This is a genomic window from Sorangium sp. So ce590, from assembly GCF_051521365.1.
Taxonomy (GTDB): domain Bacteria; phylum Myxococcota_A; class Polyangia; order Polyangiales; family Polyangiaceae; genus Sorangium.
Genome location: NZ_CP150346.1, coordinates 9,998,288 through 10,024,956, shown reverse-complemented (window position 1 = coordinate 10,024,956; position 26,669 = coordinate 9,998,288). Strand labels below are relative to the sequence as shown.

At 73.1% G+C, this 26,669-nt stretch carries 20 protein-coding genes, 1 other RNA gene and 1 pseudogene; 7 read left to right on the top strand and 15 right to left on the bottom strand.

Annotation, left to right across the window (positions count from 1 at the left end; all coding sequences use genetic code 11):
- Positions 1 to 2: 2 nt before the first annotated feature.
- From WMF28_RS38010 to WMF28_RS38000, 3 genes and pseudogenes are all read left to right on the top strand, one after another.
- Positions 3 to 1,628 (top strand): multiheme c-type cytochrome, encoded by a 1,626-nt coding sequence (locus tag WMF28_RS38010; protein WP_437598488.1) that lies wholly within the window; start codon positions 3 to 5, stop codon positions 1,626 to 1,628.
- A 78-nt stretch (positions 1,629 to 1,706) separates the two neighbouring features.
- Positions 1,707 to 2,624: an alpha/beta fold hydrolase gene (locus WMF28_RS38005; RefSeq protein WP_437598487.1), complete on the top strand. Its 918-nt coding sequence runs from the start codon at positions 1,707 to 1,709 to the stop codon at positions 2,622 to 2,624.
- A gap of 15 nt (positions 2,625 to 2,639) precedes the next feature.
- Positions 2,640 to 3,206, top strand: a pseudogene (locus tag WMF28_RS38000) (hypothetical protein); the annotation flags it as partial.
- Positions 3,207 to 3,436: 230 nt separating this feature from the next.
- Here the strand turns inward: WMF28_RS38000 and WMF28_RS37995 are convergent.
- From WMF28_RS37995 to WMF28_RS37985, 3 genes are all read right to left on the bottom strand, one after another.
- Positions 3,437 to 5,323 (bottom strand): hypothetical protein, encoded by a 1,887-nt coding sequence (locus WMF28_RS37995; protein WP_437598486.1) that lies wholly within the window; start codon positions 5,321 to 5,323, stop codon positions 3,437 to 3,439.
- 174 nt (positions 5,324 to 5,497) lie between these two features.
- Entirely contained in the window at positions 5,498 to 6,115 is a 618-nt protein-coding gene (locus WMF28_RS37990; protein ID WP_437598485.1) for a hypothetical protein, read from the bottom strand.
- Positions 6,116 to 6,159: 44 nt separating this feature from the next.
- The gene (locus WMF28_RS37985; protein WP_437598484.1) at positions 6,160 to 7,773 is read right to left on the bottom strand and encodes an AMP-binding protein; all 1,614 of its coding nucleotides are present in this window, start codon (positions 7,771 to 7,773) and stop codon (positions 6,160 to 6,162) included.
- A gap of 62 nt (positions 7,774 to 7,835) precedes the next feature.
- Here WMF28_RS37985 and WMF28_RS37980 point away from each other — a divergent pair, with 62 nt between their 5' ends.
- Positions 7,836 to 8,612: a biopolymer transporter ExbD gene (locus WMF28_RS37980; protein ID WP_437598483.1), complete on the top strand. Its 777-nt coding sequence runs from the start codon at positions 7,836 to 7,838 to the stop codon at positions 8,610 to 8,612.
- A gap of 332 nt (positions 8,613 to 8,944) precedes the next feature.
- Positions 8,945 to 10,264, top strand: coding sequence for a hypothetical protein (locus WMF28_RS37975; protein WP_437598482.1), 1,320 nt, complete (start codon positions 8,945 to 8,947; stop codon positions 10,262 to 10,264).
- A 30-nt stretch (positions 10,265 to 10,294) separates the two neighbouring features.
- Here the strand turns inward: WMF28_RS37975 and WMF28_RS37970 are convergent, their stop codons facing one another.
- The 10 genes from WMF28_RS37970 to WMF28_RS37925 form a co-directional block, all read right to left on the bottom strand.
- On the bottom strand, positions 10,295 to 10,798 hold the full coding sequence (locus WMF28_RS37970; RefSeq protein WP_437598481.1) for a DUF2085 domain-containing protein: 504 nt from the start codon (positions 10,796 to 10,798) through the stop codon (positions 10,295 to 10,297).
- Between the two features lies 1 nt (position 10,799).
- Positions 10,800 to 11,858, bottom strand: coding sequence for a uracil-DNA glycosylase family protein (locus tag WMF28_RS37965; RefSeq protein WP_437598480.1), 1,059 nt, complete (start codon positions 11,856 to 11,858; stop codon positions 10,800 to 10,802).
- A gap of 9 nt (positions 11,859 to 11,867) precedes the next feature.
- Positions 11,868 to 12,827: a thioredoxin-disulfide reductase gene (trxB, locus tag WMF28_RS37960; RefSeq protein ID WP_437598479.1), complete on the bottom strand. Its 960-nt coding sequence runs from the start codon at positions 12,825 to 12,827 to the stop codon at positions 11,868 to 11,870.
- A gap of 120 nt (positions 12,828 to 12,947) precedes the next feature.
- Positions 12,948 to 14,510 (bottom strand): OmpP1/FadL family transporter, encoded by a 1,563-nt coding sequence (locus WMF28_RS37955; protein WP_437598478.1) that lies wholly within the window; start codon positions 14,508 to 14,510, stop codon positions 12,948 to 12,950.
- A 33-nt stretch (positions 14,511 to 14,543) separates the two neighbouring features.
- Positions 14,544 to 16,304, bottom strand: a complete 1,761-nt coding sequence (locus WMF28_RS37950; protein ID WP_437598477.1) for an MXAN_5187 family protein — start codon at positions 16,302 to 16,304, stop codon at positions 14,544 to 14,546.
- A gap of 3 nt (positions 16,305 to 16,307) precedes the next feature.
- Complete coding sequence (locus tag WMF28_RS37945; protein ID WP_437598475.1) at positions 16,308 to 17,150, bottom strand: hypothetical protein; 843 nt, start codon at positions 17,148 to 17,150, stop codon at positions 16,308 to 16,310.
- Positions 17,151 to 17,339: 189 nt separating this feature from the next.
- Positions 17,340 to 17,532, bottom strand: a non-coding RNA gene (gene ssrS / locus WMF28_RS37940) — 6S RNA.
- A gap of 198 nt (positions 17,533 to 17,730) precedes the next feature.
- Complete coding sequence (locus tag WMF28_RS37935) at positions 17,731 to 18,609, bottom strand: inositol monophosphatase family protein (protein WP_437598473.1); 879 nt, start codon at positions 18,607 to 18,609, stop codon at positions 17,731 to 17,733.
- Positions 18,606 to 20,093: a UDP-N-acetylmuramate--L-alanine ligase gene (locus WMF28_RS37930; RefSeq protein WP_437598472.1), complete on the bottom strand. Its 1,488-nt coding sequence runs from the start codon at positions 20,091 to 20,093 to the stop codon at positions 18,606 to 18,608. The genes WMF28_RS37935 and WMF28_RS37930 overlap by 4 nt, the downstream gene beginning before the upstream one ends.
- Positions 20,094 to 20,420: 327 nt before the next feature.
- Positions 20,421 to 21,023 carry a ComEA family DNA-binding protein gene (locus tag WMF28_RS37925; RefSeq protein WP_437598471.1) on the bottom strand — a complete coding sequence of 201 codons (603 nt, stop codon included), beginning with the start codon at positions 21,021 to 21,023 and terminating at the stop codon, positions 20,421 to 20,423.
- 467 nt (positions 21,024 to 21,490) lie between these two features.
- Here WMF28_RS37925 and WMF28_RS37920 point away from each other — a divergent pair, with 467 nt between their 5' ends.
- Both WMF28_RS37920 and WMF28_RS37915 read left to right on the top strand, forming a co-directional pair.
- Entirely contained in the window at positions 21,491 to 22,495 is a 1,005-nt protein-coding gene (locus WMF28_RS37920; protein ID WP_437598470.1) for a DUF362 domain-containing protein, read from the top strand.
- 67 nt (positions 22,496 to 22,562) lie between these two features.
- Positions 22,563 to 23,315: a hypothetical protein gene (locus tag WMF28_RS37915; RefSeq protein ID WP_437598468.1), complete on the top strand. Its 753-nt coding sequence runs from the start codon at positions 22,563 to 22,565 to the stop codon at positions 23,313 to 23,315.
- An 89-nt stretch (positions 23,316 to 23,404) separates the two neighbouring features.
- Here the strand turns inward: WMF28_RS37915 and WMF28_RS37910 are convergent, their stop codons facing one another.
- Together WMF28_RS37910 and WMF28_RS37905 are read right to left on the bottom strand one after the other, a co-directional pair.
- Positions 23,405 to 24,610 carry a serine/threonine-protein kinase gene (locus WMF28_RS37910; protein ID WP_437598467.1) on the bottom strand — a complete coding sequence of 402 codons (1,206 nt, stop codon included), beginning with the start codon at positions 24,608 to 24,610 and terminating at the stop codon, positions 23,405 to 23,407.
- Positions 24,611 to 24,927: 317 nt separating this feature from the next.
- Positions 24,928 to 26,655, bottom strand: a complete 1,728-nt coding sequence (locus WMF28_RS37905) for an acyl-CoA dehydrogenase family protein (RefSeq protein WP_437598466.1) — start codon at positions 26,653 to 26,655, stop codon at positions 24,928 to 24,930.
- Positions 26,656 to 26,669 lie beyond the last annotated feature (14 nt).

The window sequence follows — 26,669 nt, the reverse complement described above, 5'->3', positions numbered from 1 at the left end:
TCTTGATTCCTTTCCTCGCGATCGCCGCGGCCGCCGGCGTGGCGGCCTGCCAGGGGTGCAAGCCCCCTGCGACGGGCGCCGCGAGCGCGGAGGCGGGCGCCGATGCGGACGCGACCCGGCCGACGGTGCGGCTCTACGTGCTCAGCACCGTGGCCGGCGCGCTGGAGCCGTGCGGCTGCACGAAGGACCAGCTCGGAGGCATCGACCACCTCGCCGCCCTGATCGAGAGCCAGCGCGACGAGGCGCCGGATCGCCTCGTGGTCGGGGCGGGGCCGATGCTCTTCATGGAGCCCGAGGTGAAGCCGGAGCGCCGCTCCCAGGACGCCTGGAAGGCCGAGGCGATGGCGCTGGCGGCGAAGGAGATCGGGCTCGCGGCGTGGGCGCCCGGCGAGAACGACTGGGCGCTCGGCGCCGAGGCGCTCGCGAAGTACAAGGCGCAGGCCGGGGCGGCCCTGCTCGCCAGGAACCTCGAAGGCGCGGGGGGCGTCCAGGGCGTCGTGGTGCGCGACGTCTCCGGCGTGAAGGTGGGCCTCATCGGCGTGAGCGACCCGAAGGGCCGCACCGGCGCCTATCCCGAGGGCGTCAAGGCCGGCCCGGCGATCGACGCGGTGAAGGCGGGCGTCGAGGAGGCGAAGAAGCAGGGCGCGACGGTGTTCGTGGGGCTCGCGGCCCTGCCGCGGGGCGAGGCGCTGCGGCTCGCGGACAACGCGCCGGAGCTGCACGTGCTCGTGCTGGGCAAGCCCAGCGAGCGCGGGGACATGAACGACGGCCCGAAGCCGCCGGTGCTCATCGGAACGACGCTCGTCGTGGAGACGCCGAACCACCTCCAGTCGGTGGCGGTCGTGGATCTCTTCGTTCGCGGTCAGGGCGACGGCCCGCTCGTGTTCGCCGACGCGGGCGGCGTCGCGAAGGCCGAGGAGCTCATCAGCCTGTCGGCGCGGATCCGGGAGCTCGAGATCCGCCTCAACGGCTGGGAGGGCAGCAAGACGGTCGCCGAGAAGGACATCGCCGACCGGAAGGCCGATCTGGAGAAGCTCCGGGCCGAGAAGGCGAAGCTCGAGGCGGCGGAGACGAAGGTGACCGGCAGCTTCTTCCGCTACAGCTCGGTGGAGGTGCGCGAGAAGCTCGGCGCCGACAAGGAGGTCGCCGGGCAGCTCCTCGCCTATTACAAGCGGGTCAACGCCCACAACAAGGAGGCCTTCGCGGATCGCGTCCCCGAGCCGCCGGCGAAGGGCCAGGCCAGCTACATCGGCATCGACGCCTGCACGAACTGCCACGAGGAGGAGCGCAAGGTCTTCGACGGCACCGCGCACGCGCGGGCCTACGCGACGCTCCAGCAGGACTTCAAGGAGTACAACCTCGACTGCGTGAGCTGCCACGTGACCGGCTACGGCAAGCCGGGCGGCTCCACGGTGACGCACAACGCCTCCCTGCAGAACGTGCAGTGCGAGGAGTGTCACGGCCCGGGCTCGCTGCACGCGAAGGACCCGGAGCAGAAGGGGCTCATCGTGCTCTCGCCCGCGCCCGAGAGCTGCGTCACGCAGTGTCACCACCCGCCGCACGTGGAGGGGTTCGAGCCCATGTCCAAGATGCAGCTCATCCTCGGGCCCGGGCACGGCCGGTACTGACGCAGGGGCGGCGCGCGGCGGCGGCCCTGCGGGCTGCAGCATTTCCGCGCCGTATCGATCGCGCTACGGGGAGCGCCCGTGACGAATGTCCACGCCGTCGTCTCCCGCCTGGGCCCGGCCGAGAGCGCGATCCTCGCGGAGCTCGCCGCGGGCGCGCCGCCGTTCGCGGTGCACCGCCGCGCCGCGCTGAGCTCGGCGCTCCGCTACCTGGAGGGCGGCCGCGGCTCGCCGGTGGTCCTCCTGCACGGCCGCGGGAACGCCGCGACGACGTGGTTCCCGCTGCTCCCCGAGCTCGCGCGGCGCCACCGCGTCGTCGCCGTGGATCTGCCGGGCTTCGGCCACGCCTCGTCGCCCCCGTTCGAGGGCGGCGGCTTCGAGGAGGGCCTCCGCTTCTTCGCCGATCCGGTCGAGGAGCTGCTCCTCGAGCTGGGTCTAGGCGACGCCGCGCTCGTCGGTCACTCGCTCGGCGCGCTCGTCGCGGCGGAGATCGCGCTCCGCAGGCGCGTGCGTCCGCGGAAGCTCGCGCTCCTCGGCGCGATGGGGGTCGGGCCGGTCATGACCGCCTGGAGCCGCGCCTACTTCCGCGCCCCGCCGGAGCGCCTCGCGCGGGTGCTCGGCGCCGCGCTCTTCCGCCGCATCCACCCGCCGCGGCCCACGCCGCTCGGCGAGCGCCTCGCGGCCCTGCACGGCGAGCTCTACGCCGTGCCCGACGGCCGGGTCGCGCCCGTCGCCGCGTTCAACGCGCTGTTCCCCGCTGTCGGCCCCGTGCCCCATCGCCTCGCGCGGCTCGGCGAGATCGACGCGGAGACGCTCGTGCTCTGGGGCGAGCGCGACGACGTGTTCCCGGCGCCGCTCGGCATCGCCGCGGCCGCCGCGATCCCCCGCGCCACGCTGCGCATCGTGCCGCTCGGCCACGCGCCGCACCTGGAGGACCCGGCGCTCGTGCTTCCCGAGCTCATCGCGTTCCTCGCCCCCGGAGCAGCCCCCTCACCGTAGCCCTCGTGCGGCGCCGTGACACAGCCGTGGCTGTCCAGGAAGGGTGGGGGGCCGTCCAGGAAGAGAGGGGCGCCGTCCAGGAAGAGAGGGGGGCCGTCCAGGAAGCGAGGGGGGCCGTCCAGGAAGAGAGGGGCGCCGTCCAGGAAGGGTGGGGGGCCGTCCAGGAAGAGAGGGGGGCCGTCCAGGAAGAGAGGGGCGCCGTCCAGGAAGCGAGGGGCGCCGTCCAGGAACGAAGAGGGCGCTCGGTCCGGCCGCGGCGGCCCTCGGCCATCTCGATGCTGCTGGCGCATTCTCCACCGGCCCGTGAAATTTTGGGGAGGGTCCGCGCGAATCGTCTGGGTCCAGCATGATTCCAGCCACCACGCCGCCGTCTCCCCAAGCGTCCGACGGGCTGCCCGCGGTGTCGCTTGTGACGGTGGGGGCGTCTCTCGACGAGACGGCCGCCCTGCGGCCGGTGGTGCGCGCGGCGAGCGCGGCGAGCGCGGTGAGCGGGCCGACCACCCCGACGTCGAGGATTGCACCCACGAGGCGCTCGCCCGGGCCCTCGAGGGGCGCAGCCGTCTCCGCGACGGCGAGCCGCTGCGCCCCTGGGTGCTCGGGATCGCGCGTCACGTGGCGCTGGACGTGCTGCGCGGCCGTCGCGCTGATCGGCGCCGGAGCGCTCGTCGCGACCCGCCTCGCGGGGCTGCTCCGCCCGAAGGCGCGGAGCGAGGGGGCGGCGGGCCCCTACCGCACGTCGCCCTGACGGGCCCGCGCGGCGCGCCGGCCAGCGCCGGCCGCGCCGGCACGGATCGGCCTGAAGCGGCTGTCGCTCAGTGCACGCCGCCGACGAGCCACGCCTGCGCCGGGACGAGCACCTCTTCCGGCGAGCCTCCGCCCTGCGACGCCGGGCCGGTCGCGCCGCCGTCTCCCATGGACGTCATGCGGAAGCCGTGGTCGCCGAACACGAGCAGCAGGGTCCGCGGCGGCAGGCTGGCCATGAACCGCGCGACGACGTCGGCGACCTCCTCCGCGATGGCCTCGATCCGCTCGGCGAACGGCGGCCCCGCGGCGCGCAGGCGCGCCTCCACGAGGTCGAGCTTCATCAGCTCGCGCGACCCGACCCGCTCGCGCCGCAGCGTCGCCACGGCGCGCCCGCGGGCGATGGCGGGCTCCGCCTCGGTCGGGGGCATCGTCTCGCGGAGCCCGTCCGGCCCGCGGGCGAGCAGCGACATCTGCGCCGTCGTCGTGGGCGGCAGCGCCGCCCAGAGCAACGAGCGCTCCACAAGGATGGCCCGATCCATCAAGATCTCCTTCAGGTGGGCGGCGACGCGCTCACCGAGGTCGAAGCGCATCGCGTCGACGAGCAGGAGCTTCACCCCGCGCGCCCCGTTGAGCCGGCCGATGCGGGCGGCGATGTCCGGCGCATCGAACACCATGGGCGGCCGCTTGCCGGTCACGCGCAGCGCCGAGAACGCGTCCCGGTAGCTGTGCTCGAAGCTGGTCCTCCAGCTGTCGACCACGCCGCGCACGGCCGCGTCCGTCTCGCCCGCGAGCGTCGCGCCGAGCAGCGGCGTGTAGTGGGTGGCGAACAGCTGCTCGATGACCCGGACCGGCTTCGGGCCGCGGGCGTTGTCGAGCTCGACGGCGAGCGCTCGCCACTCGGCCGCGCTGAGGACCCGGTTGCGCGGCGCCTTCCGCTCCGTCCGCGTCGGCGGCATCGCGTCGGCGTCCGCCTGGACGGCGTCGAGGATCGGCGCGGCGTGCGCGCTCGGCGCGGCGGGCTCGGCCTCGTGCGCGGCGCGCGGCGGTCTGAGCGTCGTTGCCGCGCCGCGCTCCTCGGCCGGCGCGCCCGGATCGGCGGCCGGCGCGCCCGGAGCGGCGCTGGCCAGGGCCATCGCGAGCGTCTCGTTCGCGGCGGGCGGCGAGCCCGCCCCGCGCGCCGGCGCGGCGCCTGGGCCTCTCCCGGCGGAGAAGACGGCCGCCGGTGCGTCCGGGCGGCGGATCCTCGACGAGCGGGGGGGCAGCACGCCGCGCGGCCTCGCCTCCGTCCGCCCCTCGGCGGCGGAGGGCGACGCCGGCGCTCCGGGCGCTGCCGGCTCGGCCGGGAGCGCCTCGTCCGGGGCGAGCGCTGCGGCGCCCTGCTGCGCCGGCCCGACGGGGCGCTCCGGCTCGCGCGCCGCGAGGCTGCGCTCCGGCTCGCGCGCCGCGAGGCTGCGCTCCGGCTCGCGCGCCGCGAGGCTGCGCGCCTGCACGCGCAGGTGGGAAATGGCGCCGGGCCCCTCGGGCGCGTTCCTCGCGACGAGGTCCGCGAGGGGCACCGGCGCGAGCACCTGCGCGGACCTGTCGTCCTCGTCGAAGACGAGGGCGACAGGCGCCTCGCGCGTCGCGCTGAGCCAGGCGAGGAGCGTCGCGCTGTCCTCCGGAGGGAGCGCGCCCCGCGCGCCGCCCGCGAGCCGCGGCAGGGCGACGGCGAGCCCCGCGGCGCCGAGCGCCTTCGCCCGGAAGATCTGGTCGGCGATCACCGCCTCGAGCGGCTCGCCCTCCTGGACCCGCGGCGGCAGCGCGCCGCGCATCGCCAGCGCGAGCTCGATGGCCTCGTCGAGCGTCGCGCGGAGCTGCCCGTCCGGCGCCGCCGGGGCGCTCGCCCAGAGGAAGCGCCGCGCCCTGAGCTCGCGCTCGGAGTCGGCGCCCTGCCCGCTCGGGGCAAAGCGGGTCATGCCGGACGGAGGCACAGGGGGGGACGGCGATCGGCCCTCCTCGGAGGCGGCATCGAGGCGGGAGACAGGATCGAGGCGCATCGCGCGGCAACCTGGCAGAACTCGCCGAAACGGGCCAAGTTTCGGCGATCGGGCGGGCGGAGGCCGCCCGGGGACGCCCGCGGGGGCGCGGGCTCAGCGGGACTCGCGCGCTGTCTCGGCCATGAGCGCGAGCAGGGCGCAGGCGATGGCGAACCGGGCGTCGACCCTCCCCTGGTTCATCGACAGGTCGAGCGTGAACTCCTTGACGAAGAACCGGAACACCTGCTTCACCTTCGCGACCTCCTGCTGGTGGAGCTCGATGTGCCACTTGCCGGTGAGGAGCGGGAACATGCGGCGGAGCAGCGCGGCGCCGTCCTCCTGCATCAGCCCGACCGGATGATCCGAGGGGTCGAGGATGTCCCAGGTGTCGCGGAGGAGCGACTTGAGGCCGCGCGAGCGGAGGGTGCCGACCCGCTCGCCGGTGCGCGCGTCGAGGACGTCCAGACACCGATTGAGGGCGATGACCTCCCGCGAACGGATCGTGAGCAGCGGCTGCGACTCCGACTCATCGGCGAAGAGGGTGAACTCCTGGCGCAGCTTGAGCAGCGGGTGCTTGACGAAGCACACGAGGGAGCCGTCGGGCGCATAGACGTGAAACTTGCGGCCGAGCAGCGACCAGAAGGGCCGCTTGATGGTGTAGGTGGGGTGCGCGAAGGGTTGAACCGCGAGGCCGCCGTACGCGGCGGGGTCCATGGGGGTGGCAGGCTGCATCGGGGCCGAGTAGGCCGGAGCGGAGCGCCTCGGTCAAGCGACGTCTACCGCGCGATAGGGTCCCTTCCGCCGGACATGCCCGCCGCGATCGCCCTCGCGATCTCCGGCTTGACGACCTTGCCCATCGCGTTGCGCGGCAGGCTCGGTACGACGATCGACTCGCGCGGCACCTTGTAGGGCGCGAGCCGCTCCTTCGCCCAGGCGCGGAGCGGTCCAGTCGCGCACTCCGCCTCTCGCCCCGGCGCGGCGACGACGACCGCGACGACGCGCTCGCCCCATGCCTCGTCGGGGACGCCGATCACCGCGACCTCGGCGATCGCGCCGTGCTCCCGCAGCGCCTCCTCGATCTCGAGGGCGGACAGCTTGTACCCGCCGCTCTTGAGGATATCGACCGAGGTCCGCCCGAGGAGGCGGAAGCACCCGTCGCTGGAGCGCTCCGCGACGTCGCCCGTGCGGAACCAGCCGTCCTGGAAGGCCGCGGCGGTGGCGTCCTCGCGCCCGAGATAGCCCTTGAAGACGCTCGGCCCCCGGATCCAGAGCTCACCGCGCGCGACCGCGGCGTCGCCGCGTCGCGCCACCGCCTCGCCCGGCGCCCACTCCGACGCGTTGCCCGCGTCGTCCGTGATGCGGGCCTCGACGGTCGGCAGCGGAGCGCCGACCCAGCCTGCCCGCCGGCCGCCCGGATCGAGCGGGTTGCTCATGCCGACGCCGATCTCGGTCATCCCGAAGCGCTCGAGCGGGATCGTGCCGGTGAGGTCGCGCCAGCGCTCGGCCAGCGTCACCGGCAGCGCCGCGGAGCCGCTCGTCGCCAGCCGGAGGGCCCGCGCCCCCGCGGCGAAGCCGGGCGCGTCGCCGCGGTCGAGCTGCTCGAACAGCCGCTGGTACATGGTCGGCACCGCCATGAACGCCGTGGCGGAGCGGCGCGCGATCTCGGCGGCGACGCGCTGGGCGTCGAAGCGCGGCAGCATCCTCGTCGCGCTGCCCGCGAGCAGCGACGTCGTGAGCGCGATGGCGACGCCGTGGAGGTGGTGCAGCGGCAGCGCGTGCAGCAGCACGTCGTGCTCGGAGAAGCCCCAGGCGGCGCGCAGGAGCTCCGCCTGCACGGACAGGTTGCGGTGCGTGAGGAGCGCCCCCTTCGGCTTGCCGGTCGTGCCGCTCGTGTAGAGCAGGAGCGCCGGATCGTCGGCGGCGATGTCCGAGATCGCCCCCTCCGGCCCCGGGGCGGCGCGCTCGAGGTCCTCCACGCGGAGCACGGCGCGGCCCTGCGCGATCGGGGCGACAACGGCGGCGAGCTCGTCTCCGGCGATGATCCGCCGCACGCCGGCGTCGCTCGCGAGCCACTCGAGCTCGGCCGGCGGATAGAGGGGCGACAGCGGCAGCGCGATCCCGCCGGCGAGGATGACGCCGAGGAACGCCGAGAGCCACGCCGCGCCGGGCGGCACGAGGAGCAGGATCCGCTCCCCGCCCAGGGATTCCGGGGAGCTCGGGCTCGCGCGCTCGTCCACGCCGCGCCGCCGGCTGCCGGCGAGCAGCGCGCCGCGCACGCGGAGGGCTCGCTCCGTGAGCGCCGCGAAGGTCGTCGGCCCCCGGTCGTCCTCGACGGCGGTTCGAGCGGACGATCCGAGCTCAGCCAGCCGTTCGACGAGCGGTGAAGCCATCGCGCGAACTCTCGCACAGCGGAGGTGCGCGGAGCCAGGCCGGTTGGTTACACTGCTGCGCCATGCGAGCCTCCTGCCTCCGTTCCGGCGCCTTGCCCCGCCTCGCGGCCGTCGCCGGCTTGATCCTGGCCGCGGCGGCGTGCGAGAGCGCGCCGAAGCCGTCCGAGCCCGGCGCCGCCGCCACGGCGGCCCCGGTCGTCGAGGCGCCCGCCGAGCCGCCGAAGCCGAAGGGCATGCCCGAGCTGCTCGTCGATTCCATGGGCCCCTACCTCGGCCAGCGCGTGGATCTGGCGCAGAAGGACGGGGCCGAGAAGCTCGCGAAGGTGGTCCGCGCGCTGCCGATCGACGGCAAGCCCGTCACGTTGCTGGCCGACAAGAGGGCGAAGCCGAGCGCGGTCGCCGCCGTCGTGACGGAGCTCGGCGCGGCCGGCGCGCCGAAGGTCATCATCAAGACCGACGGCCGCGACGACCTCCCGAAGGAGATCACGGTGGTGCCGGAGGGGCGCGTGTCGAAGCCCCCCGCCTGCGCCGTCAGCGCGATGGTGCTGAAGGACCTCGCGACGGCGATCTGGCCGTTCGGCGGCGGCATGGGCAAGCGCCAGCGAAAGGGGCTCGCCGGCCCGGATCTGTCGCACACCGGCGAGCAGCTCACGAAGGACATCGCCGCGTGCAGCGCGACGGTGGCCTTCTTCTCGGCGGATGACGATGTGCCCTGGGAGATGGCGCACAACCTGGCGGGCACGGTCATCGGCTCCGACGCGAAGAAGAAGCTCGACACGCTCGTCCTGCTCCGCGCTGCCCCGGTCGCGGGGCGGCCGGTGCAGCTCGGTGGAGGCTGACGTGCGCGGCGCCGGGGGCTCCATCACCCTGGATCGCCGCACCCTCAGGGGCGCGTCCGCCGGAAGGAACGTCCGGTGCGCCCGGCGCCCGGCGCGCGCCGTTGCGAGAAGACCATCAATTTCTGGTGGGGAGAGGCTCGGTGGGGTCTCATCGAGCGCGGGCATGGTGGGGCATGGCCGCGCGGCACGATCCGGCACACGGGGGGTGCTGCGAGCGCACGGAAACCGCGGGCGGGCGCTCGCCGTTGGGGCCGGCCTGGATCATGAATAGGGCGAGTCGCCGGTCCCCTGCGCCATCGGGGGCGTGACGATCACGGGAGGATGGTTCGGACATGTCGAAGCGACTTCTTGCATCGGCCCGCGCGAACAGGGGCCGCAGCCTCCGTCCCCGGGCTTCTCAGCCCCGCAGGTCGGCGGCGCTCGAGGGGCCGACCTTCGCGACCCAGGATCCGGCGCAGCCGGTGGCGAGCGGCCAGGACGTCGCCGGGGCGGCCGAGGAGCTCTCCGCTGCTCCTGCGCCGGCAGCCGAGGTCTGTGCGACCGCTGCGCCGCCGGCCGTCGAGGCGCCCGCAGCCCCGTCGGTAGCGCCGGCGCCCGCAGCCGCGTCGGTAGCGCCGGTGCCCGCTGCTCGGAAAGAGGCGCCCGCTGTTTCGAGGATCTCCGAGGCGCCCGCCGCGCCGCCGGCCGCTCCACGCAGCACGAGCGACGCGGCGCCTCTCAAGGCGCTGGATTCCGACCCGTCGACAGCGTCTGAACGAGCCGGCGCCTCGGAGCCGCCCGCAGGCCCGGCGTCCTCACCCGACGAGCCGTCGCCCGACTCGGACGCGCTGGATCTGATGGACCCTTCCTCGCCGACGGCGGCGTTCTTCCGGCGCGAGGAGGAGTCGTTCCCGCCGCTCACCGAGGTGGCCAACCATCCCGACGAGCACGCTGACGAGCGCCTCGTGGTTGTGCATCAGCTGTCGCCCGAGACCCTCGCCCGCCGGGCGCGCCTTCGCCGGATCGTCGCGGCGGTCGCGGGGCTCGCCGGGGTGATCTCCGTCGCGGTGGTCGCCAAGTCGGTGCTCTCGGGCAAGCCGTCCTCGCAAGCGCCGGCCGCGATGGCAGCGCCTGCTTCGAAGCCGGCGCACAGGGAAGCGAAGCTCCTGGCCGTGGCAGGGAATCCTGCGCCTGCACGGGAGAAGGCGCCTGCGCAGGCCGAGCCGGCGCGGACGGAGGCCGCGGCAAAGGGGGCGGAGGCCGCTCCCGAGCCGCTGAAGGCGACCGCGGAGGCGGAGAAGGCAGCCGCGGAGAAGGCAGCCGCGGAGAAGGCCGAGGCGGAGAAGGCCGAGGCGGAGACGGCTGCGGCCGAGACGGCTGCGGCAGCCGAGGCCGCGAAGGTCGCGGCGCCCGCGGTCAGCCCTGAGGACGCAGGCAAGCTGAAGAAGGAAGCGCTGAGCTTCCTCAACCGCGGCAGGTACAAGGACGCGATCGAGGCGTCTCGCGCGGCCATCGCGGCCGATCCGACCGACGCGCTGCCCTATCTCTACCTGGGCTCGGCGCTCCAGGACACGGGCAAGTGGAAGGATGGCGTCGCGGCGTACAGCGAGTGCGTTCGCCATGCCACGAAGGGCCCCGTGCACGAGTGCAGGGCCATGGGGGGCCGCAAGTAGCGCTCGGCCCGGGCGCCAGGCGAGCTGCGTTCAGCCCGGGCGGCGAGCGAGCTGCGCGAGGAACGCCGCGGCCACGGCGTAGCCGAAGGCCAGGCCTGTGGCGAGGCGGGTGGCATGCCAGACCGGGCGCAACCCGAGATCCTGGGTCGCCACGTCGAGCACCATCAACGCGCTGAGGCCGATCAGGATCGGGCGCCACGTCGTCATCGCCAGGCGAGGCCGCGCGATCGCGGCGCCCGCCGCGACGCCGGCGAAGATGCCAGCGCAGCGGCTGCAGAGCGGCATCACGACGCCCTCGAGCGCGAGGGACCGCCCGGGCATGCGGTGGCATATCGGCACGAAGAGGCGATCGAGCGCGGCGCCGAGCTCTCCGAGCGGCAGGTGGCTCCGCGCCAGGGCGATGCACCAGGGCAGGATGCCGAGGAGCGCCAGCGCGCAGCGCGCAGCCGAGAGCAGCGATGGCGGCTCGGCCGGAGGCGCCCCGCCGGACGCCCGCGCCGCCGGGGTCTCGCGCCCGGAAGCGCAGGCGGTCACGTCAGCCTCGGTCGGGCGCGCTCTTGCCGAGGTGGCGCATCACCTCTTTCAGGTCGCTCCAGACCTCTCGCTTCGCGCTCGGCTGGCGCAGCAGGTAGGCCGGATGGAACGTGGGCATGATCGGGATCGAGCCCTTGTAGAGCTTCCAGGTCCCGCGGAGCTTCGTGATCCCCTCGGTCGTGCCGATCAGCCCCTGCACCGCGGTGGCGCCGAGCGCCACGATCACCTTGGGCTTGATCAGCGCGAGCTGGGACGCGAGGTAGGGGCTGCAGGTCGCCATCTCGGCCGGCTCGGGCTTGCGGTTCTTCGGCGGCCGGCACTTCACGATGTTGCAGATGTAGACCCCGTCGCGCTGGTACCCCATCGCCGCGATCATCTTGTCGAGCAGCTGCCCGGCCGGGCCGACGAACGGCTCGCCCTGCAGGTCCTCTTCCGCCCCGGGCCCCTCGCCGACGAACACGATCTCGGAGAGCGAGCTGCCGCGCGAGAACACGGTGTGGGTGCGGCCCTCGTGGAGCGGACACTTCTGGCAGGTGCGGACCTCTTCCGCGAGGAGCGCGAGCCGCGTCACGCGCTCCTCTGGCGTAACCGGCTGCGCTGCGTTCGCGCGCGCAGCCGGTTCGGTGCGCGGCGACGAGGCGGCGCTCACGGCAGGGCGGGACGGCTCGGGACCCCGCTGCGCCTGCACCGGAGACCGCGCCGCCTGGGCCTCGGCGGAGCGCTGCTCCGGATGCGGCGGGGAGACGGCGGCAGCGGCGGGGCGCTGCTCCGGATGCGGCGGGGAGACGGCGGCAGCGGCGGAGCGCTGCTCCGGCGGCGCGAAGGCCGCGCCGCTGCCCCCGCGCGATGCCGGCGGTGAAGGCGCATCCAGCCCGGCGAAACCCCGCTCCGCGCGGCGAGGGGCCGGCGGACCGCCGTCCGGAGACGACGCGCCCAGCGCCTCGTGGAGCGCTGAAGGATGGCCCGGCAGCCCGTCCGCGCCGGTCGCTGCGTGCCATTCCAGGAACGCCCGGACCGAGGCGGTCAGATCGGCGAGCTCTTCACGCAGCGCTTCAACCATCGCCGTCCCTCAGTGGCCGCCCTGCTGCGCGAGCCAGCGCTCCGCGTCGAGCGCGGCCATGCAACCCGTGCCGGCGGCCGTCACGGCCTGGCGGTAGTTCCAGTCCTGCACGTCGCCCGCGGCGAAGACGCCGGGGATGTTCGTGCGCGTCGAGCCCGGCACCGTCTTCAGGTAGCCGTTCGGGTGCGTCTCGAGCTGCCCAACGAAGAGATCCGTCATCGGCGTGTGGCCGATCGCGACGAACATGGCCGCCGCGGGCACGAGGTGGCTGTCGCCCGTCTTCGTGCTCTTGACCCGGACGCCCGTCACCATGTCGGCCTTCACGTCGAGCACCTCCTCCACGACGTGGCTGTAGAGGATCTTGATCTTCGGGTTCTCGGTCACGCGCTGGATCATCGCCTTCGACGCCCGGAACTCGTCGCGGCGGTGCACGAGCGTGACGCTGCTGCAGAGCCCGGAGAGGTAGGAGGCCTCCTCCATCGCCGTGTCGCCGCCGCCGACGACCACGACGTCCTGGCCGCGGAAGAGCGCGCCGTCGCAGACCGCGCAGGCGCTGACGCCCTTGTTCTTGAGCTTCTCCTCGCTCTCGAGGCCGAGGTAGTTGGCGCGCGCGCCCGTCGCGATCACCACCGATTTCGTCAGGTAGAGCGTGTCGTCCACCCACACCTTGAACGGGTGGCCCGTGAGCTCGACCCGGGTCACGTCCGCCGTCACGATCTCCGTGCCCTGATGCGCGGCCTGGTCGCGAAAGCGCTGCATCAGCTCCTGGCCGGTGACCTTCTCGGGAAAGCCGGGGTAGTTCTCGACATCGGTCGTGAACATGAGCTGGCCCCCCGGGATCAGGCCGCCGGCGCTGAAGCCCTCGATGAGGAGCGGCTTCAGGTTGGCGCGCGCCGCGTAGATGGCGGCGGTGAGCCCGGCAGGACCGGAGCCGATGATGACCAGGTTACGGACGTTCGATTCGCTCATGGTGGAGCCATCTTATAGGCGCGACCGCCTTCCGCGTCGACCGCCCCGGCGCTCCGCCGCGCCCCCCGCCGCGCTGTGGCGCGGCGCGTTCTGCCGCCTCCGCGCCGAGCGGCCGCCCGCTCAGAAGCGCATCGTTCCGCTCAGACCGAACTCGTCCAGGCTGCTCTCGAAGCGGCCGCCGTTCACGCTCTGGATGCTGCGGTAGCCGCTCGGGACAGCGCCGGAGACGGCCTTGATGCGCCCCTTCCCGCCGTTGTCCAGCGGGCCGAAGGACGTGTGCTGAAACGCCGCCGAAATGTCGACCGGGCCGACGCGCGCGGTCACGCCGGCCCCGACGCCGACCCGATAGCCGAGGTGGAAATCGAGGTTCAGATCGGCGTCGTCCTGCCCCTTCGTCTCGAAGAAGCCGCCGGCCCTCAGCGCGAGGAGATCGGGGAGCACGACGAAATCGCCGCCGAGCCGGACTCCCAAGACGTCGCGCCAGCGGTGCGGGACGTCGGCGTTGGGCGGCACGGTGCCCACGACCGTGCCGCGCACCGGGATGCCCTCGCGGAACCGGACCTCGATCGCATCGACCGCGCTGTTGTTGGCCCAGGTGAAGTCGAGCTCCACATCGAACAGGTCGTCGACCATCGGGTCGCGGACGCGGGGCTCGGCGGCGGAGGACCGCGCGGCCCGCAGGGCGCCGGCGCGCGGCCTGTGGTACCGGAGGCCGAGCTTCGCCTCCATGGGGATCGGCATCGTGAGAGAGCCCGCGCTCCGCTCCTCGGTGACGTTGCACCCCGGCGGCTCGCCCCTGCAGGGGTCCTCGTTCTTGACCCCGGCGGGCGTCCAGTAGCGCGACTCGATCGTGAGGTCGGTCTCCGCGCGCACCGCGTCCTGCCACTTGAACCACGCGCCCAGGTCGAGGTGCGCCGTCGCCGCCCAGCGCGCGCCGAGGACGAAGCCCGGGATGAACAGATCGTCCGCCTTCGCGCGCGTGCGCAGATCGCCGCGCGCGCTGAAGTCGTCGCCGCCCGCGGCCGAGGTCGCCTCGGCGAAGTTGACGAAATCGAGGACCGCCATGCCCCAGATGAAGCCGGCGCCGATCGAGACCCCCTCCGCGGGGGTGAAGCCGACCGAGAGCGTCGGCATCAGCATCAGGGCGTCGAGCGACGTGAGCAGGTACCGCTGGGGCGACGGCTGCGTCATCTCGCCGAAGCTCGGGTGCGTGTACGGGAGCGACTCGGGCCAGGACCGCTCGCCGACGCCGTGCGGGCCGAGCACCGCGACGCCGACGGCGAGCGCGTCGCTCACGCGGAGGGTCGCGGCGAGCTGTGGGTTCGGGAACAGGCCGCCCTCGGCGCACACCTCGGGGTCGGGGCCGCCCTGGCTGCCGGGCGCCGGGATCGCCGTCGTGTAGCTCGGCGGGACGGGCCGCCCATCGGGGCCGAGGCGCGTGAAGCACTGCGCGAGCTGGATGAAGTGGACGCCGCCGTGCGCGCTGCTCCTCTGCGCGGCGAGCCCCGCCGGGTTGAAGTAGGCCGCGAGCGGATCGTCGGCCCGCGCGACCCAGGCCCCGCCGCGACCGAGCTGGAGCACCCCGATGTCCGGCGAGTCGAGCCCCGACGACGCGCGCGCCGCGCCGGCGGCCACCATCGCAGCGAACGCGGCGCCCGCGGCGCCCGCAGCTCCTCGTTTCATGGGCCTCCGTCTCCGCGCGGCGATCCCCGGCGGCTACTTCACCGGCGACGCCTTGAGCGCCGCCTTGCCGTCCTTCACGTAGACCGTGAAGCGCACCCGCGAGCAGTTGTGGCGCGCCACGAGCGCGTCCTTGTTGCGCTGCAGCGTCCCCTTGAACTTCTCGAAGGTGAGGGCGTTCGTGGGCTCCCCGCACTGCTGCTTGACCGACAGGAACTCCTCGTAGACGGCGTTCCACTCGGTGAGCTCGTCCGGATCTCCCGCGCCGTCCAGCCGCGCGGCCGGCGCTTCCGGCGCGCTCGTCGCTTCGGGGAGCGTGTTCGCCAGGGCGGGCGCGGCCGGCGCCTTGGGCGGCGGCGGCGGCGGGCGCCGCGGCGGCGGGCGCCCCGGAGCGCCCGCGGGGCCTTGGGGGGGGAGCGCGATGTTCGCGTCCGAGACCTCCTCGATCGCCTCGACCTGCTCCTCGGCCTCGCGGGCCGGCGGCGGGCCGCTGAGCGGGTGCGAGCCGGGCCGCCGCGTCGGGCTGCGCGGGCTCACCATGGGCTTCGGGTACGACGGGCGCGAATCGGGGCGCGGCTCGCCGGGGCCGAGCGGCACCGAGAACGCGCTCATCGCCGGCTGCGCCGGGATCGGGCCGAGCACCTGCTCGAGGTCGGCGGCCTTCCTGGGCGCGCCGCCCTTCGCGGCCACCTTCTCGACGCCGTCGTTGATGTCCGCCGCGATCTTCCGGTAGGCGCCGCGGAACCGGCTCGGCGCCAGCACGTCGACCTCGCCCTTGGCGAGGCGCGTGGCCTCGTTGCGGAAGACATGGAGCGGCCGCGTGTGCTCCAGGAACGAGAACACAAGCCCGATCGCGGCCATGGCGAGGATGCCGGCCAGGATCAGCGCCGTGGGCACCTGGCTCTTGTCGTCGTTGTTCGCCTTGTCGAGGAAGTTGAGCGGCGAGTCGACCGACGCCGCGAGGCGGCCGACCGCGTAGCCGGCGCCGAGCTCCCACGCCTCGCCGGGCAGCCGCGCGTACACCACGCCGAGGTGCGTGCCGATGACGCGGACCTCGGAGCGCCCCTTCTCGACGTAGTCCTTGTTGTCGTCGAGCAGCTTCAGATCCTGCGTGATCTGGTCGAGGTTCGACTTGTCGAACCCCTCGGGCGCGCCGGAGGCGACGCGCGCCCCCTCGGCGTAGAAGCCGACGGCCGCGCCGGTGCGCTTCGTGACCGCGCGGGCGAAGGTGTCGTCGATGATCTTGGCGCCGATCACGGCCCCGACCGGCTCACCGTTGACGTCCTGCTCGACGGGGCGCGCCACGACGCGCAGGATGCGGCCCTTCCAGACCCAGGCGTCGTCGCGGATCCAGCCGTGGAGGGCGTCGGCGACGACCGCGTAGCCGCCGAGCTCCCAGTCCTCACGGTGCTCGAAGTCCACCGACGCGACCACCCGGCCGGCCGCGTCGACGGCCCACACGTGATCGAACTTGAGCTCCGGCGGCACCTCGGCGACCGCGCTGCGCAGCGCGGTGCGGGCCTTCTCGCGCAGGTCGGCGCCCGGCTTGGCCTCGGCCGACGACTTGGCGAGCGCCGTCCGCAGGGCCGGGGTCAGCGCGACGCGGATGAGCGCGCTCGATCGCTTCCGGGCGTCGTCGTTGAGGAACCACTCGACGGCGCTGGAGTCGGCGCTGAGCGACTCGCTCATCGCGCGGTGGCTCGAGCGGTTGTAGAGCTGGGCGGCGACGAAGAGGATGAAGATCGCGGCGCCGAGCGCGAGCGCGAGCACCCCGTACCAGAAACGCGACAGCAGCATGGTCTACTTTCCTGCCTCCGCGCCCGGTCCACCGGCCTCGCCCACGACGACCGGCTCCCTGAGGAGCTGCTGCTCCGGCCCGGCCTTCACGACGGCCTCGACGGCCTTTCCGACCGGCTCGCCGTTGAAGTAGCCCTGCAGCGTGTACGTTCCGGCCTCGACCTCGATGGCGAAGCTCCCCTGACGATCCGGGTAGGCGCTCGCCACGGCCTTCGGCTCGACGACGATCCACGACCGGACGCTCGGGGCGAGCTGATCGCGGATCTCGTACTTGCCTGGCCCCGGCGGCGTCCAGGCGCGGGTCTTGGCGGCGGCGATCTCGACCGGCGGGAGCCCCTTGTTGCCGACGTCGTAGATCTTGTGCGGGAACGGATCGTGGTTCTCGAACTGGATCCGCTGTCCCGGGGCGACGACGAGGGTCACGGGCGTGGTGCGGCCGCCCGAGATGACGACCGTTCGCGGCGTCAGCTGCGGCTCGCCCTTCTCGCCGAGCGCGACGACGCACAGCTCCTTCGGCATGTAGCCGACGAGCGCCCGGACATCGGCGCGGACGGTCGGGGAGGGCTCGCGGAACGTGTACCGGTTCGCCTTCGGATCCTTGGCCTCGTTCCAGACCGGGTTCAGGAGCTTGGGCATGCCCGTGGTCCTGCCCTTGATCGTCACCGCGGCCAGGGCCGCCCCGGGCACCGTGAGGATCGCGAGCGTCAGGGCAAGGCGCCGCACGAAGCGCGAGCGGCCGGCGGTGCGGCGCCCGCGGTGGCTCGACGACCCAAACCGTGCTGCGCCGGCGAGCGGGCCCTGCTCGTCGTGCTGCGCTCCTGCAGATCGAGGGGATCTCGTGTCCATCGCGGGCCCGAAGCTACCGGAAGGGGGATGAGAACGGAAACAAAAGCCGGGCCGTGGTCCGCACGCCGGCGCCGCGCCCCCCCGGCGACGCCGCGGTGCGGCGACCGCTGGACCCATGTCGAGGGCACAGCGCGTGTCGCGCGCACAAAAAAACTGCGGGCCGCGTGGGCGGCCCGCAGGGGAGAGATGTTCCGTACCGCCGAGGACGTGGGCAGAAGGACTTGAACCCCTAGCATAGCTGCTAGGTGGGAGCCGAAGTACCGCTTCAGGCTTCCCGGTGAATGGTTCCGGGCCTAGCTCACCACGGTATCGTTGTTGGCTCCCTGGTTCTCGCTTACTCGGGATTCAATCGTCCAACGCCTCACGAAATCGGCAGAGGGAACGATCATAGAATAGTTCCCTGGGCGGCTCAGTCAACCGCTCCTCCGCACGGTTCCGACGTTTTGCGTTTCTCGCCTCCCGAGCGTCGCTGTCGTTTGTTGTTGCGCTTGCTGCGCTTGCTGCGCCTGTCGCCCCCTCGTGTTGACGCCGCTCGTGCGCGAGCGCCCCACGGCTGGCCCCGAGCCGGCCGTCGAGCCGCCTAGCGGGTCGGCGGGCCGGGATGCGAGAAGAGGGCAACGATGGGATCGTGGACGAGGCCGTTCGACGCCATGATGTCGCCTATGTGGTAGTCCGGCGGACCGCCGTCGAGCGCGGTGATCACGCCGCCCGCGCCGCGCACGATCGCGCTCCCGGCGGCGACGTCCCAGGCGTGGAGCCGGCGCTCCCAGTAGGCGTCGTAGGTCCCGTCGGCGACCATGCAGAGATCGATCGCCGCGCTGCCGCAGCGCCGCACGGCCTGAGCGTTGCGCTTGACGGTCATGAACGCGTCGAAGTTGTTGTCCGGAGCCCGGTCGCGCACCGGCGGGAAGCCGGTCGCCACCATCGCGTGCTCCAGCGACGCCGTGGCGCTGACCGTGCAACGCTCGCCGTTGCGGCGCGCCTCTCCGGCGGTCGCGGGCCGCTCCGGCGCGGCGCCGAGCGGCTGCGGCTCGCGCGACCGGAAGCCCGTCCAGCGGATCCCGAGCACGGGCGCGACGACGGCGCCGGCGACGGGCGTGTCGTCCTCCATCAGGCCGACGGAGACGCACCAGAACGGGTGGCCGTGGACGAAGTTCGTCGTGCCGTCGAGCGGATCGACGTACCAGACGAGCCCGCCGCGCGGCTCCGTGGCGCGCGCGGCGCTCTGCTCCTCGCCGACGACGGCGATGCCCGGCGTGAGCGCGCCGAGCCGCGCGACGAGCAGGTCCTCGCTCGCCTTGTCGAACTGGGTCACGAGATCGCGCGGCGCCTTCTCCTCCACGCGCAGGCCGCGCGGGCCCGCGCGGAACCCGGCCTGCACGAGCGCCGCCGCCTCCTCGGCGACGCGCAGCGCGATCCCGGACAGCTCGAGCAGCTCCGCTGGCCCGCGCCCGCTCATCGCGACCTCGTCGACAGCGCGCCGCGGAGCTTGTCGTAGATGCCGCCGAACGCCCCGTTGGACAGGAGCGCGACCGTGTCGCCCTCCTGCGCGTCGCGCGCGATCGCGGCGACGATCTCGTCCACCGAGCCCGCCGCCTCTGCGCGCCTGCCCGCCTGCTCCAGGTCGCGCACCAGCCGGTCGAGGTCGAGCCGCTCGCCCGCGGCGATGTCCGGCCGCCCGAGCGGCGCGAGCACGACGCGGTCGGCCGCGCCGAAGGCGCGCGCGTAGGGCTCCTGGTGGAGGGCGCGGCACGCGGTCGCGCTGCGCGGCTCGAACACCGCCCACAGCGCGCCTTCCGGGTGCCGGGACCGGAGCGCGCGGAGCGTCTCGTCCACGGCGGTCGGGTGGTGCGCGAAGTCGTCGTAGACGCGGACCCCGCGCGCCTCGAACAGGAGGTCCTGCCGGCGCCGCACGCCCTCGAAGCTGGCGAGCGCCGCGGTCACGGTCGAGAGCGGCGCGCCGAAGCCCTGCGCCGCGGCCGCGATCGCGGCGACGGCGTTGCGCACGTTGTGGTGCCCCGGCATCTGCAGGGCGACGCGCCCCGCCATGACGCCGCCGGCGTACAGATCGAACGACTGGCCTTCGGCGCCGGCCTCCGCGGGCGCGGCGAGCCAGTGCGGCGGCTTCCCGTGCGTGTCGTCGCCCTCGAGCGCGAACCAGGCGACCTCTGCGCGCGCCGACCGCGACACCACGTCGACGACCCGCGGATCGTGCGCGGCCGCCACGAGGAGCCCCGTCTCCGGGATCCGCTCGACGAAGCCGCGGAACGCCGCCTCGTACGACGCGGCGTCGGGGTAGATGTCGACGTGATCGTGCTCCATCGACGTGACGATGCCGACCTCGGGGCGGTAGTGCCAGAACTTCGGGGTCTTCTCGAAGAAGGCGGTGTCGTACTCGTCGCCTTCGACGACGAACGGCGTCCTGCGGCGATCGGCGCCCGCGTCGTTGAGGAGCGGCAGGCCGCGGCGGTCGCTCGCCGAGGAGGCGCTCCGGGGCAGCCGGAAGCTCGCCTCGAAGTTCTTCGGCAGGCCGCCGATGAGGAAGCCGGGGTCCCTGCCGGCCTCGTGCAGGAGCCACGCGCACATCGAGCTGGTCGTCGTCTTGCCGTGCGTGCCGGCCACGACGAGCGGGGAGCGGCCGGCGAGCATGTGGTCCGCGAGCGCGTGCGCCATCGTTGTCACCCGCATGCCTCCGTCGATCGCGGCGCGCGCCTCGGGGTTCGTCGGGCGGCAGACGTTGCCGATCACGACGAGATCGGGCCGAGGGTCGAGGTGGGCGGGGTCGAACCCGGTCATGAGCCGGATGCCCCACCGCTCGAGGGCCGGTCCCATGGGCGGGTAAAAGGAGACGTCGGACCCCGAGACCTCGTGTCCCGCGGCCCGGAAGAGCCCCGCCAGCGCACCCATGCCGGTGCCCGCGACGGCGACGAAGTGGACGTGCATCGCGGCGCAGTGTGCCCGAGCGCCCTCGGAGGGCAAGGGGGCTCCCGCGCGAGAGCTCGGCAGGCCGCGGCTCCCGCCGTGTCCGCACGGGGCCTCCGCTCCATCGAACATCGACTCTGCGCAGCCCAGCGTGCCTGCAGGTCATGAGTCCGGAGCCGCCCGCGGGCGCCATGCGGGGCTCCGCGCAATCCGCCGCTCGCCGCGTTCACCGATCCTGGCAGGCTCCTGCGGTGCACGAGGCGCCCGAGGTGCGGTGCGACCGGGAGAGCGAGCCGCGTTTCGATGCAGCAACGTCCAAATCAAGGTGGCCAAATCAAGGTGGCCAAATCAAGGTGGATCGACGAGCAGGAGCGGCCTCAACCGCTTCAGGGACCGCCGGCCCAGCCCCTTGACCCGCAGCAGGTCGTCGACCTTCCGGAAACGCTTGAGCTTGGCGCGGAGCGCCAGGATCGCCGCTGCCTTCGCCGGACCGACGCCCGGGAGGCGCATGAGGTCCGCCTCGGTCGCGAGGTTCAGCACGACCTTTCCGTCCGCGGTCACGCCGCCGCCCGCCGGAGCGCCCGCCCCGCCATCGCCGGCCGCCGGCGGCTCGGCCGCTGCGGCCCCCGCGTCGGCGACAGGCTCGGCGGTGGCCTGGGGCGTCGAGCTCTCGGCGGCGCCGAACGGCGCCGGGTCGCCGGCCACCATCGCCAGCCCGGCGGCCGGGTCTGCCGGGCGCTCCGGGAGCAGGCTCAGCGCGTGCCCGGAACCCACGAGCGCAAGCGCGAAGAACCCCGCGACGTACGCCGCGACCTTGCCGCCCAGCGCGGTCCAGGCCGAGTCCCTCAGCGCTGCCAGCGCCCGCTCCCGCCACGGGGGACACGCCTCGGTGTCCTGCCCTGGTTCAGCCCGCCCGCCGGGCGAGCCCGTCCCCTCCGATGTCGCTTGCATCGTGCCGCGCCTCCTTCCTGGTGCAAAGGACGTCGCCTCCGCGCACGCGAACGGCGTTCGTCTCCTCGGCGATGCCGCCAAGCGAGCGGCATGCCGGGGCGCGATCGCCTGAAACCCTGGGCAAATCGCGGGCGTCCGGCGCTCCCCGGCCTGGCGCCGCCATGGCGGAGGCGCGACGGTACGGTCGAGCCCGCCTCCCGGGAGCCCGGGCGGCCCCCGGGGAGGACGGGCGCCGCCGCCGGCAGGCCGGCGCCCCCGGGGGGAGGACAGGCGCCGTGTCTCGAGCGCGAAGCTCGGCTACCATCAGCGCCCCGGGCGCCCGGCGACCCGGCGGCATCCACCCCGCCGCAAGGCGCTCACCACGAGGTCTCATGCCCCACGATCCCCGTCGCTTTGTTGATCCCGGCCCAGCGGGTCGCTCGCGCCGAGCCTTCCTCGGCGGCCTCGCTGCCGGCACCGCGGGCGCCGTGCTCCTGGGCCCGACCGCGGCGCTCGCGGACGCGCCGCCGAGCCTCGCCGCCACGCCGCCCCCCGGCTTCACGCCGCTCTCCATCCCCGGGAAGATCGTGAAGGTCACGAAGTCGAACTCGATGCAGCCGAACGGCCTGTGGCCCGAGGCGTCCGCGGCGAAGGTGATGCTCGAGCGGGCCATGGCGGAGCTCACCGGGAAGAGCGATCTCGGCGCCGCCTTCGGCCGCTTCGTCCACAAGGACGACCGCGTGGCGATCAAGGCCAACGGGATCGCCGGCCAGAAGGGCGCGACCATGGCCACAAACAAGGAGCTCGTGCTCGAGATCGTGCGCGGGGTGATCGCGGCGGGCGTCCCCGCCGAGAACGTCCTGATCTTCGAGCAGTACCCCTCGTTCCTCGCCGGCACCCGCTGCGCCGACCGCGCCGCCAAGCCGGCCGCCGAGTTCCCGGCCGGGATCCGCGCCGCGGTGCACGAGAACAAGGACGCGGTGATGCCGAGCATCTCGGTCTTTGGCATCCCCACCAAGTTCGTCCGCCCCTTCACCGAGGCGACCGCGGTGATCAACGTCTCGCTGATCAAGGACCACTCGATCTGCGGCTACACCGGCTGCCTCAAGAACATCACCCACGGCGCGACAATCAACCCGCACTCTTTCCACCAGCACACGGCGAGTCCGCAGATCGCCGAGCTCTACGCGCAGAACGTCGTGAAGAGCCGTGTCCGCCTGCACATCACGGACGGCTTCAAGCTCATCTACGACCAGGGCCCGCTCGACAAGAACCCGAAGCGGCGCGTCCTTCACGAGTCGGTGTATGCCACGACAGATCCGGTCGCCATGGATGTGATCGGCTGGGGCGTGGTCGAGACGTGGCGCAAGGAGAACGGGCTGCCCACGCTCAAGGAGGCGAGCCGCGAGCCCTCGTACATCCGCATCGCGGGCGAGTTCGGGCTGGGCGTCTTCGACAAGAATAAAATCGCGATGCGCGAGGTCCGATTGTAGCGGCGCTGCGGGATCCGCTCGCGGGACTGCCGTCGCTGAGAACCGCTTGCCGAGGCTCGTGTTGCCCATGCTCTGCTCCAGGCCGACCGCGCGCTCTTCCACGGGCTGGGGGATCGCGTCGGCGGTCCCTCTCCTCGCATTCCTCGCCGTCACCGCCTGCAGCAGCACCCCCCCGTCGAGGCCGCCGGGGTTGCCCCCGACGCCCGCGTCGATCACCCGCGAGAACCCGGGGGGCGACGCGGCCGACCCCGAGCGGGCCGCGCTCGAGCGGCTGCTGGCCGAGCCGTGGGGGAGGCGGCGGGACCGGTTCAACACGCTCGAGGTGCCGCTTGTCGACTGGCAAAGCTGGCGCCGGGTGCGGGTCTGGAGCCATCCGACGCGGGCGACCTTCCGGTACGGCGACGAGCACTACGCCGCCCTGACGGTCCTCTACTCGAGCACCGCGGGGCCGAGCGATCCCGACAGCTGCCTCGACGAGTTCTGGGCGAAGAACGCGGCGCTCGCCGACGGCTATGGCGTGCGGCTCGGGGAGGCGCAGATCATCCGGACGACGCAGGAGATCGACGGCGAGGTGCGGCCGCTCGTGTTCAAGGTCCTCGACGGCAGCATCGCGTCGGTGTTCGCGAGCGACGAGTACGCCGGAGCGATCGCCGTCTACGAGTCGTGGCCGGGGACGTGCCTCGTGTCCGTGCTGGCCGTGAAGGCGAGCGAGCACCCCGAGCTCGCGCGCCGGGTGCGAGACCGCTGGATCGACGAGGGCGCCCCGAGGCTCCGGTGGATGTCCGGCATCACCGAGGCGCCCAGGACCGACGCGCGCTAGGCGCGGTCGTCACGCGGGTCCGACAGCGCCTGGCGCTCCGCGTCGCCGTCGCGAGGTCGGCGCGGCGACCGCCGCGACGCCCCGCCGGGTCACGGAGCCATCGACGTCGGGCTCTCCGCGGTATCCGGCGACCAGGACGCGCCCTGGGCCATGCTGTGGCAAACGACCGAAGCGGCCGCGAGGAGCAGCACGATCGCGACCAGCCAGGGGACCCGAAGCGGCGGCAGGACACGGCTGTCCAGCACGACCTCGCTCTGCCGGTCGTCCGGGGCGGGGTCGGCTTCGCCCGTCTCCGGCGCACCGCCGAGATCGTTCGCCGGCGTCGCCAGCATGGCGGCCATGGTCGTCTGATCCAGGGCGCAGCGAGGCGGGGCCGCGGGCGCGCCCAGCGCAGCCCGCTTGATGATGGCGCTCCGCTCGGACGGCGGCGCGCCGGGGATCGCGCGCAGCGCCTCCAGCGACCGCATGGAGGCCAGCGTCTGCGCAGGGAGGAGCGCGGTGAACGCTTCCATCATCTCCCTGCCCGACTGGTGTCGCGCGTCGGGATCGAAGGCGAACGCCCGGGAGAAGAACGCATCGACCCCGGGGGGGAGCTCCGGCGCGAGCTCGGAGGCCCTGGGGAACGAGGTCTGGCAGATGTGCCTGACCAGCTCATTGATGTTGGTGCCGGCGAAAGGGCACTGGCCGGTGATCGCGCGGTAGAGGATCACGGCCATCGACCAGAGATCGCTCCGGTAATCGACCTGCCTGGGCGCCATGGTCTGCTCGGGGCTCATGTACCGGGGGGTCCCGAGGACCATGCCTGTCTTCGTGATCCGGTCGCGCGAGCAAGACGACTTCGCGACGCCGAAATCGAGCACCTTGAGCAGCTCATCGCCGCCCGAGCACGTGAGGAAGATGTTCCCCGGCTTCAGATCCCGGTGGATCACCCCCGCGGCGTGGATCGCGTCGAGGGCCTTGCCGAGCTGCGTGAACAGGAGCGCCGCCTGCGCGAGCGGGAGCTTCGGCTCCCGTTCGAGGCGGCGGTTCAAGTCCTCCCCCTCGAGGTACTCCATGACGATGAACGCGCAGCCGCGATCGACCCCGTAATCGTACGTCTCGATGACGTAGGGGCTGCGGACGCGGGCGGACGCGCGCGCCTCACGCTCGAAGCGGGCGACCAGCTCCGGCTCCGTGGCGGCGAAGCTCCGGATGAACTTGATGACCACCCGCCGCCTGAGCTTGATGTCAAAGCCCAGCCAGAGGTCGCCCATGCCACCGCCGCCGAGCCGGCGCTCGAGGCGATACTTCTCCATGACGGCCCGACCTTCAGCAGTCTCCTTCATGGCTCCACACCTGCCACCCGATGCCCAGGCCTGGGACAAGTGATCACCCGATTCCTGTCGAAGGGTCTACGCCAACGCTACTCCCAGTAGATGATATCGCAATCCGTCCAGGTCGTGCGGTGAAAACTTCCTGAAATGGAGCGTGTCGTTTGGACTCGATCGATACGCATCTTGCGTGTGACGCGCGGGCGAGCGCGTCGACGGCGTGCGCCGGAGCGGCGCGGCGCTCGTGTCCCTGGAGGTGACTCCGTGTAACTGGATGTCAGCCGAGGTGCGCCGGGGGGCGATCAGAGAATATCGAACGGGTAGGCGCGATCCGCATAGGCGCGCACCGCGATGGCCTTGCGCAGCTCGTCGTCGTTCTTCTGGAAGTCCGCGACATGCTGCCTGAGCCGCTTTTGCGCCATGCCGATGAACACGGTTGTGAGGTCGATCTCACGCCGCGCCCCCTCCTCGCCGCGCCGCTCGATGGCCCGGGTCGTGCGTGAGATGCACGCGGCCATACAGTAGAGGTCGATGGCCATCTCCGCGATGCGGCGCTGCGCATACTGCATCTCGGCGATCTCGCGCCCGTGCTTCCGGAGCATGTCCTCGCTGTGCGTGGCGAGCTCGGCCGTGTAGTCCTCGAAGATCACCGCCTCGCGGCTGAGCAGCGGGTGCGCCTTCGACATCCGCTCGCGCCCGAGCACCGACCGCGCCTTGCGGAGCGCGAAGTCGCTGAGCAGGCCGAAGCCCTTGATGGGCTCTCGCATCGCCTTCGCCACGTCCGCGAGCGCCTTGCCCGGGCCGCTCATCCCGGAGAGCGCCATGAAACAGCGCAGGATCTCGTTCGTCCCCTCGAAGATCATGTTGATCCGCGCGTCGCGCAGGTGCCGCTCGTAGGGATAATCCTCCATGTATCCGATGCCGGCCGCGATCTGGAGCGTCTCGTTGACCACGAACCACAGCGTCTCACTCCCCATGACCTTGCAGATCGCGCTCTCGATCGAGAAGTCCGGGACCTTGGCGTCGACGAGGCTCGCCGTCAGGTAGGTGATGGACTCGAGCGCGTACGTGTGCGCCAGCATCGTCGCGATCTTGTCCTTGATGAGCCCGAAATCGCCGATGCTCCGGCCGAACGCGCGCCGCTCCTGGACCCTGTCGAGCGCCAGGCGGATCAGGGTGTTGCACGCGCCCACGCACCCCGCCGAGAGCCCGAGCCGCCCGTTGTTGAGCACCTCGACGGCCACCTTGAAGCCCTTGCCGACGTCGCCGAGCACGTTCTCGCGCGGCACCCTCACGTCGTCGAAGAAGAGCTCCGTCGTCGACGAGCCCCGGATCCCGAGCTTCTGCTCGTCCGGGCCGTTCTTCACGCCCATGCCCCGCTCCACGATGAAGGCCGTGAGCTTCGGCTTGTTCCCCTCCTCGAGCGCGGAGGTCCGGGCGAACACCGTGAAGACATCGGCGAAGCCGCCGTTCGTGATCCAGATCTTCGACCCGTTCAGCGTGTAGTACGAGCCGTCGGCCGACACCTCGGCGCGCGTCCTGATCGCCGCCGCGTCGGAGCCGGCGCCCGGCTCCGTCAGCGCGAAGGCCGCGATCCACTCGCCGGTCGCGAGCTTCGGGAGGTAGCGCTGCCGCTGGTCCTCCGTCCCGAAGAGCTGGATCGCCTTGAAGCCGATCGACTGGTGCGCGCCGAGCGTGACGGCGATCGACGCGTCGAGCCCGCCGACCTCCTGCATCACGCGCGCGTACGCCATGTTGCTGAGGTCGACGCCGCCGTGCTCGGACGGGATCTGCAGGCCCATCAGGCCGAGCTTCTTCAGCTCGGCCAGGAGGCCGGGGTCGATGGCGTGCTCTCGATCGATCCTGGCGCTGTCGACGCTCGACGCGAAGAACCTCCGCACGCTGTCGAGCATCATCGACGTCGCCTCCCGCTCCTCGGCGGGCAGCTCGGGGTACGGGAAGATGATGTCCTCGGCGATGATGCCGTGGAAGAGGGCCTTCATGAAGCTCTGCTCGATCGTCGGGGGCATCGGACCGTCCTTAT